The sequence below is a fragment of the Pyxidicoccus sp. M15 genome (assembly GCF_056858435.1).
On sequence record NZ_CM166495.1, the window covers coordinates 12,675,517 to 12,690,300 of the forward strand.

Genomic DNA, 14,784 nt, shown 5'->3' on the forward strand with positions numbered 1-14,784 from the left:
GTCCCCCTGACGCGTCACTCCAGTCCACTTCACAACCTGGCCGATTTCCTCAAGCGCAGCTGGCGCGCATCTTGTCTCAGCTACTGGCGAACCTGGAATACCTCGCGTTGTCAGAGCTTCTAACGCCTTGGAACGGGCCTCTTCCCCCGGATGAGGCTCGCCTCTCAGGAGTAGCTGGTAGCCATCCTTGTATCGCGTCGCCCCCGGGGCAGCATCCCGTTACAACTCCGATGCGCCCGCCCTCGCCCCACCCTGCCCGCCCTCGTGGTCCTCGCCGTGCTCGGCGCGGCTGCGGGAATCACCTTCGCCCTGCGCTCCTCCTCGGAGCCCGTGCCTCCCTCCCCGCCCGTCACCGCCGCACCCGTGGCCGCACCCACGTCCACCGTCACGGCGAGCGCACCCGTGCCGGTGAAGGACGCCCACTCTCCCACGGGCGCCTATGCCAGCTCCGCAACCTGCGGTGAGTACCACAAGGACGAGGACGAGCACCCGCGTGGGGCAAGGACTGGCACTCGCGCGGGCTCCCCTCGGCCACATCGAAGTTCGTCGTCGGCAACTTCCGCAACGCGCACTTCAAGGGCTACTCGAAGACAACCCCAGCTTGAATGGGATCGAAGTTGTCAGGCCAAATTGTCTCCCTGCTCGCTCGAGCACCTCGAAGCTTGGCCAGGGACAACCTGAGTGCCCGTACATCGGCACCACTGAGATTGGCCTCCTCGAGATTCGCCCCTCCGAGATCTGCATCAACGAGTACTGCGCCCTGGAGTTCAGCTCCCTCTAGATTCGCCCCATTGAGCCACGCGCCCCGAAGGCTGCATCCAATTAGACGGGATTGTCGCAGGCTCGCTGCCATGAGCCTGCCCCCGTCCAGATTTGCGCCGGAGAGGACAGCTCCATCAAGGAATGCGGACCTGAGATTCGCATCGCGCAGGTCCGCACGGCGAAGGTTCGCCCCGCCCAAGATGGCACGGTGAAGCGCCGCCCCGCACAAATTTGCCCCTTCCAGGGTGTCACCAGAAACATCCAGGAAGTCACCCGTCTCACATGAGATTCGAATCACCTGTTCCCCCAGTCGACCGGGTCGAGAAACACATCAAGCCAATTCCGCGGTGGTTCCGAACGCAAATGGTCAGGGAGTCTCCAGTTTGTTTGTGGTGGATCCATCCCAAACAGCCGCCCGGCAATGTACCTGTGGTTCCCATCAACTATTATTCCGTTTTCCACTTTGATGGGGGGTGGCTTTCCGCCCGCTGCGAGGCGCTCAACATACCGGCGGATCGCCGGCACGGAGACCGCGCCCTGATGAGTTTTGAGTGGAGCATCGGCCATTACAGAACGAATTAAATCATCAGTGACCTCAGCTCCCGACTTCACCACTCCCTTGGCGGCCAACCCGCTCAATGAATTGTTGTGGACCCACGAGGAATGTCTCCCAACAAAGTAGGTGTGGGCGTCATCCACCTCGAAGTTGAAAACCGTCTGCAACTCGGCAACCGTCTGGACTGATACCACTCGTGACAACTGTCCAGAAGCAGTTTCGACTGCATCCCCCGACGCGAGGTCTTGCGCTTCCTTCCAGCCCTTCCCCGCCACCCCGAACGGGTGCTCTGCAGTCACACCAAGCTCTTCGCGAGTTCCGTCGGGCGCCTCCAGCACGACACGGAGAACAACCCTGTCGTACTTGACGAAGGTTCGTGCCACTCGGTGCCAGCCAGGCTCCTTCGTCTCTTCGTCCCAGGCCCACACCCAGTCCCCAGTTGCGACTTCCTCGATGGGCCGCTGTCCATCAGCCGTGAGAACCGGAGTTCCAGCAACGAAGCAACCGCCCAACACCACCTTTGCGGCGATGAACCGTCCAGCCCTGCCAATCATACCGCGAGTCGCAGAGGCGACGATGGGTGCTGCGGCCTTGAACGCGAGTCCCACGACCTTCGCGGAGACGAAGGAGAGTGCCACCTGTGCCGTGTCATTGACCAGGTCATCGGTGTTGCCCCGCATCACCGACAGCATCAGGTTGAGCGAGGTCGTGCCGAGACCCACGAAGGGGACGTAGGACCACTTTGTCTCCCGCAACCAGCCCTGGAAGTCGCCCAGTTGCTGGTCGCTCATCGCGAACAGGCCACGGCCATCTCCTACGCAGAACTTGCAGGAGGACTCGACATAGCCCGACTCCACGCTGCCGTTCTGGTCGGCGCCCCCCGCGATGGAGGACGGCTTGCTGGTTCCAGATGTCCAGACGATAGGGCCACCGCAGTCACCGGTATTCGTCGAGCCGCAGATCTCCGCGCCCTCACCATCCGCGGTCCTCCATGTCCCCAGTAGGCTCGACGTGTGCTCGGCCGTGAAGCCGGAGGGGTCGGTGTAGCGCAGGGGGTTGTTCAGGACGTAGCTGTAGCGATTGAACGACTGGCTGGAGAAGGGGGCCTGGACCACCGGGTCGGGAGACAGGAAGCGCCCCACCTTCGGGTCATAGACCCGCCCCTTCATGTTGATGAGCCCCGCCTCGTCATCCCACTCGTGACCGGTGAAGCCCAGGCGCACGCCGCCCACCGTGGACGCCGGGGCCAGTGTCGGGTCATCCGCCCGTCCGCGTGCACCGAAGGGCTGGTATTTGCGGTGCTCCAGCACGGTGCCCGCCGCGTCCGTCACCGTCTCCACCGAGCCCAGGTGGTCATACAGCAGGTACTGGGTCGTCGGAGTGGCGCCGCTGCTCCCCGCCAGGACCACCTGGGCGACCACACGCCCCTCGGCCAGCACGGAGTAGACATGGGACACAGCGCCGCCCTGGGTGCGCTTTTCGTAGATGCCCCCCACGTAGACGGTGGAGTCCCCGTTGCTGTGCTGCTTGAGCACACGGCGCTGGTGCGCGTCATAGGTGAACGTCAGCGTGCCCTGCGGGGTCTCCAGGGTCGCCGGCAGGTTGAAGGGGGTATAGGTGATGCGGCGGAAGCGTCCCGTCGCGGCCTCGCTCGCCTGCGTCTGATTCCCCACGCTGTCGTAGGAGAACGTCTCCGCCAGCGTGCCAAATGCGGCGTCCGTACTCACGCCCGTAATGGCATGCCGCGGCGCAGTGAAGGCACCGTACTGGTAGTAGAGCTGCTCCACCTGCGTGCCATTGCGGGCCACCCGCTTGGAGATGAAGTTGCCCAGGTTGTCGTAGCCAAAGTCGGTGACGGTGTTGTTGCAGCCTGCCTGCACCGTCCAGCGCGTGAGGCGGTCCACGGCATCGTACTGGAAGGACTCGGTGACCTGGGCCAGACCGTCATGGCGCGTCCGCAGGTTGTCATCGGCGTGGTAGCTGTAGGCCAGTGCCTGGACCTGGAGCCCCGATGTGCCCTTGCGAGACTCGATGAAGCGCAGGCGCCCCCGACCGTCATGGCGATTCCAGGTCGTGAGGACGTTTCCTCCCCGCGTCTCGACCCGCAGGCGGCCCGAGGCATCGCGGTCCTGTGCACGCCAGTACTCGGCGCCCGTGGAGGGGTTGCGCACGGCCTCGAGGTATCCCGTGGCCGTGTAGCGCTGCTGGGTGGTCAGCCGCGTCCCGTTGGGTCCGGCCGGGTACCAGAGGGTGTCCGGACGTCCCAGGCCGTCATAGGTCTGGTCTACGGCATGGGTGACGCCATTGAACGTGAGCGCCTCCTGCGAGATGCGGCCCAGCGAGTCATACGTGTAGGCCGTGACGACGTCATGGGCGGTCGTGTCGATGCCTCGCTCATCCACCGCCCTGGCCAGGGCACCGATGCCATTGGGAGCGGTGTCCCAGATGAACCGCGTCTGGCGGTTCTGACTGGCGACGAAGACCTCACGGCCCAGTGTGTCGCTTCCGTAGGACGTCAGGACGCCGGCTGCGTCCGTCTCCTCCCGGATGTCGCCGTAGGCATTGTAGAAGGTGACGAGCGCCCCCAGCTTGGGCTCGAGGAGCTTCGTGCGGCGACCGAGCACGTCGTACTCCATGGCGGTGACGGCGCCGCTCGGGTCCTTCATCGAGTCCAGCACGCCAAATGGACCGTAGAAGTACTGGGTCGTGAGCCAGTTGGACGGGGGCTCCCGCTCCTCATCCACCCGCACCATCTGCCCCAGCGGGTTGTGGTTGAAGTACGTCCTGAAGCTCTTCTCGTTATCGAAGGACGTCGTGCGCCCTTGGTGAGCCCACTCCCGGAAGGTGCCATCCGGATTCGTCTGCTTCAGCATCCGGCCCAGGTTGTCGTAGGTGAACGTGGTGGCCTTCTCGGGCTCGTTGTCGTAGCGGGGCAGCGTGGTGCGCGCGGTGCGCCCGAAGAAGTCATAGGCGATGGAGGTGTGGATCCAGGTGCCGTCGGCGGCTTGGGTGCTGCGGGAAGCCTCCCGGTCCCACCGGTCCAGGTGCAGGACCATGGTGGGACTGCCGTCCTGTTGGGCAGTGATGCGAGTGCCCCGGGTTTCGCGCTGGTACTCCATCCAGAGGGTGGCGCCGGATGAAGCGCCACCTTCGCGGTACGGTGCCGTCTCCATGCGGGGGCGGCCGAAGCCGTCATACGCGGTCCGCACCCGAAGTCCGTTGGGGTCCTCGGTGAGCGCAACCACGCCCAGTCCCGGGTGATGGGCCACGTCGGTGCGATGACCGGCCGCGTTGACGATGACCGAGGGGAATATCTTCTCGAAGGCGTCGTAGTAGACCCGCTCCACGCGAGGAAGCCCGGCTGCCGAATCGGCCACCTCGACGGACGTCACCTGGCCGGTGTCATCGCGCTCGTAGGTGGTGAACAGACGCAGGTCCGCGCTGCCCTCCGGCTCCGTGGTCACACGCCACAAGAGGTCGTACTCCGGGCACGAGGTGGCGGGGCAGTACTGGTACGTCGTGGTGCGGGTGCGCTGCTGACCGCCCGGATGACGGTCTGAAGCAGGCGTGTAGGCTGTATCCGTCACCCGCCGGGCGAGGCCCATGATCCAGGCGTCGGGCTGGTTCTCGACCTGGATGATGCGCTCCATCCAGGTGCTGGTGACGTCAGACTCCGCGGCGCGCACGCTGGTGAAGAGCCGCGTCGCATTGCCGTAGCCGTCGCACTCCTGGTGGGTGAGGGTCCACGAGACGGAGCCGAAGTAACCGTCCTTCTCGGCAACCGTCGTCTCCGACGGACAGAGGAACCGGGTGCGGCCTTCCGGAGCGGTGCGTGGCACGCGGGTGAAACTGGAGGTGCGGGTATGCGTGCGTCCTGTCAGCGGCGTGGCGACCTCCTCCTCCTTGGGAAGCCCCGCATGCAGGTACAGCGTGCCGGTCCGGGTGGTGTTGTCATAGAGGGTCGTCGTCACCGCGCTCGTCATCTGGCTGGTGACGGTGCGGCGGGAGAAGCCCAGCCATCCGCGGCCACGAAGGTCCGTCCGCGCCCCCTCGTAGGCGAGCACGTACCAGTGGAAGAAGGCATCGGGGCCTTCGAGCCCGTTGTCCGTCATGTACGCGTTGACAGCCCACATGCCCCGCACCCCGCAGTACTGGGGATAGGTGCATGAGCCGGGCGTGTAGATGCCCTGCGTGTTCCCCAGCGAGCGGTGCGCGAAGGAGACCCACCGGCCATTGCCATCCGTGACGCGGCTGAGCAGGTCCGGCTTGACCGCCTGGCGCAGGTGCACGACGACCTGATTGCCCGAGACATTCCCGACCACCTGGACGATGTCCTGGAGGCCGTCACCGTTGATGTCTCCCAGCCGCGTGAGCTTCTGGCCCCAGCCCGAGCCCTCCAGGTTCACATACGAGCCAGTGGGGCCAACATCGCCGTTCCCCGTGGTCATTCCCACCGGAAGTGCGGTGAGCACCTTCGCGGTGAAGCCGGAGCCGGTCGACAGCAGCACGGTGAGGTGGGTTCGGATGGCGCCGCGGTCGTTGTAGATGTCCGTGAGCAGCAGGTCCTGCCGCCCATCCATGTTGTAGTCGAGGACGCGCATGCCGTTGTCGACGAAGCGGCCCGTCTCCCGCCACTGCGACGGTCCCGGCATGGCTCCCGCGGGGATGGAGAGCGTCCGCGGGGGCAGGAAGCCATTGCCGGTGTTGATGGACAGCCGGAGCTGGCGGGGGACGCCATCATGCGGCTCGCGCTCCTTGTGCAGGGTGAGCGCATCCGGCAGCCCGTCCCCCGTCACGTCCATGAGCCACATGTTGCGATAGTGGTAGGGCCCGCCGAATTCGTAGTCCCAGGGCAGGGCCGACAGCGTCGTCTCCGTCTCACGCCGGCTGCCATCCGGGTTGATGCCCACCGCAGTGTAGTAGCCAGCGAAGCCATCCGGGCTGCGCGACTGGGTGTAGGGCAGCATGTCCGGCTTGCGCAGCAGCACCTCGGAGGCGCCGTCGCCATCCAGGTCGGCCACGAAGCCGGCGTGGTCCACGCCGGAGCGGAAGCCGAGGTTGGTATAGCCCGGGAAGCCCAGGCTGCCCGTGGTGCCCAGCTGGTTCAGGCGCCAAGCCCACTCCGTGGCAACACTCGAGCTCGCATTGGCGGGCCGCCAGGAACGAAGGAGGTCAGGCAGACCATCTCCGCTGAGGTCCGCCACCTGCATGCCCGGAGGATTCACGCCCGCCGTCGTCGTGCCGCAGACGCCATAGGTCTCGCTGCCGTCGTTGAGGGCGGTGGTGAAGCTGGAGCCGCTGTAGCGGTAGACTTGATAGTGGCCACTGATGTTGCGGTCGCAGTCGGCCCGGTTGACGGCGACGATGTCCGTCTTGCCATCCATGTCCATGTCGACAGTCAACAGGTCATCCAGCGAATCGCCCACCTGCGCGCTGGGCAGGTTGACCGTGGTAGGGGGACCGAAGCCCGTGCCGGTGCTCAATCGCACGCGCCACTCGGCGGGGGAGTAGCCGCCGGTGGAGGAAAAGCGCATGAAGCGGTAGAGGAGGTCGTCCCTGCCGTCTCCGTTGACATCCGCGAGCTGTAGACTCCAGAAATCGCGAGCCTTGTACTGGAGGGCGCCCGAGGTGTTGGTGACGTAGCCGTTGGCCGCGACATCCGTGATGCCGGTGTTGACGGTATTGAACTGCTCGGAGCCCATCTCCCAATCGAACGTGGTGCCTACCTTGCACACGTTGCCGTTGTCGCACTCCTGCACGGACTCGAGCAGGCTCCTCCCGGAGATGCTGTCGTTCCGGTACGCGAGCGCATACGTGCGCCAGCGAGTGCTCGGGCCCAGCTCCCAGTCGGAGACCGGCACGTCCGGCGCGAACATGTCGATCTGAACCAGGCGCGAGGCCGAGCGCAGCTTCAAGCCCGCCACGTAGGACTCGTCCACATCTCCGGGCTCGTAGAGGAACTCCACGCGACGAAGGGGCTGCTCGACGGAGTCATCCGTATAGGAGCCGGTGTACTCGATGCTCTTCAACCGGTGCTCGTAGCCCGACTCATGCCCGCCCAGCAGGTCATAGTTGAGCACCATGTAGTTGCCGTGCCGGTCCATCACCTCCGACAGGGCCCAGGAGTAGCGAACCTGCTGGGTGCTCGCGGCGCTGACGCCCGTGGGCAGCACCTGCGTGGGGATGACGCGAGCGCCCTCCAACACGTTGTTGTAGATGGAGATGCGTCCGTCCTTCCCACGCACCTCGAAGTAGTCGGGAGAGTCGCCAGTCGGGGGTCCGCCGGAGAGATACACCCGGGCAAAGGTATCGACCTCGGTGCGGTACATGCTCCCGTGGGCGCCGTACTGCGTCGTCTCGGGATTGATGTGGATGAGCCGGGCGCCGTCCAGACACAGGGCATCCGTCCTGTCGAAGCGCACCTGGGCCACAGCGCCGTCCTGGGCAATCGTCTTCCGGCAGCGGGTGATGCGGGAAGGCGTCCCGCTCAGTGTGAAGCCCATCCCGGCCAGGCCAGCGCCGGAACGGCTGTTGTAGCTGAGCGCGAGCTCGGGCTGGATACCCGCCCGCCCTGGAGGAACCCACAACGGCAGGCGGTAGGCAGCCGCACCGTCCGCGGTAACGGAGAAGGTCCCCTCGGTGACACCTGCTGCGAGGCCGGACTGGACGTTCGTATCCATCACCGTCCCGACCGGGGCCAGGAGCCGGGCATCACCGCTCAGCCGGTTCGCCGAGACCTCTTCCAGCTCCGTGCCGTCGCCGTCCGGAATGGGGCCGCACGAACTGAGGAACTGAGCGCCATAGAGACCCAGCATGCACAGCGAGAGGACGCGCTTCATCCTGCCGTTCTTCTTCCGAAGAGTCTCCGACGTCATGTGAATGTCCTGGATGTCATGAGGCACCGCTTCAGCCGTCGTGCGCGTCATTGCGAGACCTCCTCCTTCAGGGGGTTGCTGCCGCCCGTGCAGACGCCGGACCGGCAATAGGCGCCCCCGAAGCAGGTGCCGCACTTGATGGTCCCACCGCAGCCATCGCTGACGCTTCCACACTCCACACCGCTGCAGGCATCAACGTTCCGCGTGCAGCCGCAGATATTGGGCGTCCCGCCGCCGCCACAGGTGTCATGGCCAGAGCACGCGCCGCCGCAGGAGTAGGTGCCGCCACAGCCGTTGGACACCGTCCCGCAGTTCTTCCCAGCACAGGCGGTGGCATGCGGAGTGAGGGTGCATCCGCAGACGTTGGGCGTGCCACCACCACCACAGGACTGAGGGCTGGCGCAGCCACCACAATTCCAGTAGCCGCCAGGGCAGCCGTTGGGCAACTGGCCGCACTTGCCGCTGCAAACCGTGGCCTGGGGAATGGGCGTGCAGGCACAGACATTGGGAGTGCCTCCCGCGCCACAGCTTTGGCCACTGGAACAGGTGCCGCAGGGAAGTGTTCCGCCACATCCATCGAGGATGGTGCCGCAATTCTTTCCCTGGGCCTGACAGGTGGTGGGCTGGCAGCAGGCCTGCACTACATCCACTTGGCAGACCTCGCCCTCCCAACCCGAAGCTCCCTCATCGATGGCACCGTCGCAGTCGTCGTCCCGTCCATTGCAGGACTCGGACGCGCCCGGGGCTCCGTCGGAGACGCCGTCGCGGTTGTCATCACAGGCGTTGCACTCGACCTCGCGAGAGAGAGTCACGGGCTGACACGGCCCGATGGAACCGTTCTGCTGACAGGCGGAGCTGCCGCCGTTTCCGCACTGGTCGCAGGGTTTGGTGCTCCCCTGCCCCCAGGCACATGAAGCCACACCGTTCGTACACAGGCTGGTGCCACTACAGCCGCTGCCCATGATGCATGGCAGACCGGAGAGTCCGTCGTCCACGACGCCGTTGCCGTCGTCGTCACAGCTATTGCAGATTTCCGACCGCTTGGCGGAGCAGGAGCCGGGGATGGTGCTTCCGGAGTCAGTACAGCTGAGGGTCCCGCCGCGCCCGCAGACCGCACAGTAGACGGTGGACTCACCAGTGAACGTGCACGGTCCCCAGGCCGTCCCTTCACAAATCTTCCAGGCCGTGCATCCGTTTGACGAGCAGGCCATCACCTCCCCGTCGATACAAGCTGCATGAGTTTCTTCTATCGCCAGAAATGTCAGACAACATATGAGGACGAGCGCATAACGCTCGCACAAGCGAAGCAGGAGCATGAGGGTCGGGCTGCGAAAGAGAATGGAAGAAGAGGACCAACTGCGGTCTGGACACGAGCAGGGATCCCTAGTGCAAAGAGCCGACCACCCACAATCCGTAGTAGTAGTGCGGCTTGTACTGCTCGCGCCTCCACTGCCACAGGGCTCAAGACACTCGTCCAGCCTGAGGGACTCACGTCCTGAAGCGTGGACGGGGTACGCAGCCGCCGCCCAACCCGCAGTGCCAGATCTATCGGGCGTGGCCAGAGCCCCGCTTGTGTCGCGTCGCCCCCCGGTGCAGCATCACAGTTACAACTCCGATGCGCGCCCCTCGCCCCGCCCTGCTCGCCCTCGTGGTCCTCGCCGTGCTCGGTGCGACCGCGGGAATCACCTTCGCGCTGCGCTCATCCCCGGAGCCCGAGCCTCGCTCCCAGCCCGCCGCCACCGCCGCGCCCGCCCCCGCGCCCACCGTGACGGCAAGCGCCCCCGCGAGCCCCGCGCCCACCGCGGTGAAGGACTCGCACCCTCCCGCGGGCGCCTACGCCGGCTCCGCGGCCTGCGGTGAGTGCCACGAGGACGAGCATGCCGCGTGGGGCAAGGACTGGCACGCGCGCGCCCTCTCCCCGGCCACGTCGAAGTTCGTCGTCGGCAACTTCCGCAACACGCACTTCAAGGGCGACTCCAGCGAGGCGTGGATGCGCCGCGACGGCGAGACGCACCACATGCGCACCCGCGGCGCGGACGGCGCGCTCGCCGAGTTCCCCGTGCAGTGGGTCATCGGGGGCAAGCGCATGCAGGACCCCGTCACCATCCGCCCCGACGGTCGCTGGCAGGTGCTGCCCGTCTACTTCCACGTCACCGGCAAGGGCGAGTGGGTGGACTACTCGGAAACGAAGCAGGGCGCCCTCACCCCGGACCATCCCTTCTTCTGGACCAACTTCCGCCGCAGCGCCCAGCACGCCTGTCTCGACTGTCACGTCACCGGGCTGGACGCGAGCTATGACCGCGCCTCGCACACCTGGGAGACGAAGTTCACCGACGCGGGCGTCGCCTGCGAGAGCTGCCACGGCCCCGGCGCCCGCCACGCCGACACGCAGGACCCGAAGGACATCGTCCAGCCCGCGAAGCTCGACAACGCGCAGGCCATGGCCGTGTGCGCGCAGTGCCACGGCCCGCGCCGCCCACTGTTCCCCATCCTCGACGCCGCCCACCGCTTCCAGCCCGGCCAGCGCTACGAGGACCACTACCAGCCCATCGTCGTCCTCGTCGGCAACGAGCGCTCCGGCGACTACTTCACCGACGGCCGGCCCAGCACCTCCAGCTTCGAGTACCAGGCCCTCATCCAGTCCCGCTGCCACCTCCAGGGCGGCGCCACCTGCCTCACCTGCCACACCGCCCCCCACGAGCCACATGGCGCCAACGAGCTCGTGCCGCCGAAGCCGGCGAAGACCGCCACCCACGTCTCCGTCGGTGCCTCCACCTGCCAGCAGTGCCACGAGGACGTCTTCGCGCAGGGCAAGGCCCACACGCACCACACCGCCCGCGCCGCGAATGACTGCCTGTCCTGCCACATGCCGCCCGTCGTCTCCGGCGTGCTCGACAAGTTCGCCGACCACGCCATCGACGTGCCCGTCCCGGACAACACCACCCGCCACGCCATCCCCAACGCCTGCAACACCTGCCACGCCAAGGAGACGCCCACGGCCATGTCCCAGGCGCTCACGAAGTGGTGGCCCCAGGCCGCCACGCGCCAGCAGCGCCGCCTGAGGCTGGCCGAGGCCTTCGACGAGAAGACGGCCGCCGCCAGTCGCCCCGCGCTGGAGGCCGTGCTCGCGGACGCGACGGAGGCGCCGTCGCTGCGCGGGGTCGCCGCGAAGCTGCTGGCCCGCCGCTTCAAGCATGACGCCGTGCCCGCCCTGCGCGCGGCGCTCAACGGCACCACGGACAGCCTGCTGCGCTCGGACGTCATCGAAGGGCTCGGAACGGCGGGCGTGCGCACGGCCGCGAATGACCTGGTGCCGCTGCTCGCGGATGGCTCCCTGTGGGTGCGACAGGCCGCCGCGATGACGCTGGCGGGCATCGGAGACCCGCGCGGCGTCTCCACGCTGGAGGCCATGGCCACGCGGCCGGAGACGTCCGGGCTGGTGCCGCCACACCTCATGCTCGGCCAGCTCGCCATGCGTCGCAAGGACCTGACCACCGCCACCCGCGAGTTCGAGCGCGCGCTGGACCTCCAGCCCTACAACGCCGAGGCCCTCGTGTGGCTCGCCGACCTGTACGTCGTCCAGGGCCAGGCGAAGAAGGGACAGGAGCGGCTGGAGGAGGCCCTGCGCTTCGACCCGCAGAGCAAGGCCGCGAAGCAGCGGCTCAACATGCTCCGCCAGCGGCGGTGAGCAGCTCCCTGCCGGGCGCGGGCGGAACGAATCCCGACGCTCCGGGATGCGACGTTGCATTCGCAACACAGTCGCGAGTCCGTCCCCTGGCATGACTCCTGCCAGCCATTGCTTCATCCACTGCTGAGCACCCCGCGCGCTTCATTTGTCCATTAGACGCGGGGCTGCCCACGGGGACGTGGTTCCCGGCATGCGCGCCTCGTACCTCTGGGCGCGCCCCCATGAATGCCCTGCCGCTCGCAGTCCTGCTCTCCTGCTCCGGCGTACTGTCCGGCCTGCTGCTCGCACAGGCGGACCCCGGCACCGTGCGGCAGCCGACCTCCGGTGCGCCCGCGGCGCCTCCTCCCGCCGGCACTCCCCCCACGGCCCCGGAGGGAGAGGCCGACGCCATCCCGCCACCCGCGCAGTTCCAGGTGTCGGACCCGATGCTGGAGCCCCTACCGCCCGCGCCCACGCAGGTGTCGTCATGGCGGGAGGCGCTGGACCTGCTGCGCCAGCGCTCCACGGACCTGCGCACCGCGCTGGCCCAGGTGGAGTCCGCGGCGGGACTGCGGCGCATCGCCCTCGCGGGCCTGCTGCCGAGCCTCACCGGCGTCGTGTCCACCCAGTACAACCTGCTCAACCCCGACGCGACGACGTTCCTCGGCGGCGGAGGCGGGGGCCTCGGCGGCGGAGGGGTGGGCGGCGGTGGAACGGACTCGCTGCGTCCCACCTCGCCGCCCTTCATCGGCACGCTGAGCGCATCCATGCCGCTGCTCGACCTCCAGGCCCTCGCCGTGCTGCGCACCGCGGACGAGGGACGACGCACCGCCGCGCTGTCGCTGGCGGAGACGCGGCGCCAGCTCACCGGCGCGCTCGCGCAGGCGCTGGTCCTGGTGTCCGCCCGGGAGCGGCTGGCCGAGGTCAACCGCGTCAACCTGCGCAACGCCCTGGAGCGGCTGGCCCTGACCCGGCGCCGGCTGGAGCTGGGCGCGGGCACCCGGCTCGACGTGGTCCGCGCGCAGCAGGACGCGGAGTCCGCTCGCACGCTGGTGGTGACGGGGGACGAGCAGCTGCGGCAGGCGCGTGAGGCGCTCGGCCTGACGCTGGGCACTCCGAGCGCGGTGGGGCTGGCGCGCGGCGTCCAGTTGGAGGGGCTGCTCCTGAGCGCGCGCAACGACTGCCAGCGCCTGACGGAGCTGGACAGCCGGCCCGACCTCGCGGCGGCGCGCTCGCGGCTCACCGTGGCCGAGCTGCAGATAACGGAGGTGAAGCGCAGCTACCTGCCCACGCTGACGCTGGACAGCACGGCGGTGGCCCTGACGGTTGAGGACGGCTTCGCGCAGGTGCCGGCGTGGAACATCGGCGCCAGCCTCGTGCTGCCCTTCTGGGAGGGCGGCGCGCGCGAGGGCCGGCTGCGGCAGACGCGCGCCGAGGCGGAGGTGGCCCGGCAGGACGTGGTGGAGCTGGAGCGCAACGTCTCGGTGGAGGTGGCGCAGGCGCGGCGCGGGGTGGACGTGGCGACGGCGTCCCGCGACATCGCCTCGCGCGAGCGCGCGCTGGCCGAGGAGAACGACCGGCTCACCCGGCGCAGCTTCGAGGTGGGGACGGGCACCAGCCTGGAGCTCATCGACGCCGCGGCGGCGCTGCGCCAGGCGGAGCTGGCGCTGGTGGTCCGCGAGTTCGAGCTGGAGCAGGCGCGAGTCGAGGCATTCCTGGCGGAGGCGGCATGCGAGTGGTGAGGACGTGGAGCGCGGGGCTCATGTTCCTGGCGCTGGCGGCGTGCAAGGGAGGACAGGAGGACGGCCCCCAGGGCGGCCAGGCCGGCGCGAACAAGGCCATGCCCGTCCAGGTGCAGGCGCTGGCCCCGGGACAGGTGCGCGACACCAGCGAGTACCTGGCCACGCTCATCTCCCGCAGCAGCATCACCGTCTATCCCCAGGTCGCAGGCTACGTGCAGGAGATTCCCGTCAGCCCCGGCGCACAGGTGAAGCAGGGTGACGTGCTGCTGGTGGTGGACCCGCGCCAGCAGAAGGCCGGCCTGCGCGCCACCCAGGCCCAGAAGTCCGCCGCCGAGGCCCAGCGCGAGTTCGCCGAGAGCACCCGCAGGCGCAGCGCGCAGCTCCTGAAGGAAGGCCTGCAGAGCCGGCAGGACTATGACCAGACGGTGGCGCAGGCCGAGCAGGCCGAGGCCAGCGCGCGGGCCATGGAGGCGCAAATCCAGGCGCAGGAGGTGCAGCTCGGCTTCTACAAGGTGAGCGCGCCCTTCGCCGGCGTGGTGGGGGACTACCCGGTGAAGGTGGGCGACTTCGTCACGCAGCAGACGCTGCTCACCCAGCTGGACCAGAGCCGCGCGCTGGAGGTGTCCGTGTCGGTGCCCGTCGAGCGGGCCCGCGAAATCAAGGTGGGGAGCACGCCGGTGGAGGTGCTCGACGCGGACGGCAAGGTGGTGGTGACCGCGCCCGTCCTCTTCGTCGCGCCGACGCCCTCCCCCGCCACGCAGCTCGTGGAGGTGCAGGCCGCCTTCGACAACACGGTGGGCCTGCGGGCCGGGCAGCTGGTGCGCGCGCAGGTGGTGTACGAGACGCGTGACGCCTTGCGGGTCCCCACCTTCGCGGTGACACGCGTCAGCAGCCAGACCTTCGTCTTCGTGGTGGGCCAGGGCGACGGCGGCACGGTGGCCGAGCGCGCCCCGGTGAAGCTGGGCCAGGTCTCCGGCAACGCCTACGAAGTCCTGGGCGGCCTGGACGCCGGAACCCAGGTGGTGGTCAGCGGCATCCAGCTGCTGCGCGACGGCCAGCCCATTCAACCCACGCCGGTGAAGCCCGGGGCCCGGGGTGACTCCCAGGGCGTGGGCGGCAGCGGCGACGGCGAGTCCCAGCGCACGGGCGCGGGCGGCGGCTCGACACCGGCTCAGTGAGGGG

5 protein-coding genes are annotated in these 14,784 nt (G+C 68.0%); 3 read left to right on the plus strand and 2 right to left on the minus strand.

The window, feature by feature from the left end:
* Positions 1-580 precede the first annotated feature (580 nt).
* Entirely contained in the window at positions 581-1,060 is a 480-nt protein-coding gene (locus tag ACX9TP_RS47360; protein WP_482977336.1) for a pentapeptide repeat-containing protein, read from the minus strand.
* Entirely contained in the window at positions 1,057-8,244 is a 7,188-nt protein-coding gene (locus tag ACX9TP_RS47365; RefSeq protein WP_482977337.1) for an RHS repeat-associated core domain-containing protein, read from the minus strand. Before ACX9TP_RS47365 ends, ACX9TP_RS47360 begins: the two co-directional genes overlap by 4 nt.
* Before the next feature lie 1,564 nt (positions 8,245-9,808).
* Here ACX9TP_RS47365 and ACX9TP_RS47370 point away from each other — a divergent pair.
* From ACX9TP_RS47370 to ACX9TP_RS47380, 3 genes are all read left to right on the plus strand, one after another.
* On the plus strand, positions 9,809-11,881 hold the full coding sequence (locus tag ACX9TP_RS47370) for a HEAT repeat domain-containing protein (protein ID WP_482977338.1): 2,073 nt from the start codon (positions 9,809-9,811) through the stop codon (positions 11,879-11,881).
* A gap of 221 nt (positions 11,882-12,102) precedes the next feature.
* Positions 12,103-13,602: a TolC family protein gene (locus tag ACX9TP_RS47375; protein WP_482977339.1), complete on the plus strand. Its 1,500-nt coding sequence runs from the start codon at positions 12,103-12,105 to the stop codon at positions 13,600-13,602.
* On the plus strand, positions 13,590-14,780 hold the full coding sequence (locus tag ACX9TP_RS47380) for an efflux RND transporter periplasmic adaptor subunit (RefSeq protein WP_482977340.1): 1,191 nt from the start codon (positions 13,590-13,592) through the stop codon (positions 14,778-14,780). The genes ACX9TP_RS47375 and ACX9TP_RS47380 overlap by 13 nt, the downstream gene beginning before the upstream one ends.
* Positions 14,781-14,784: the final 4 nt, after the last annotated feature.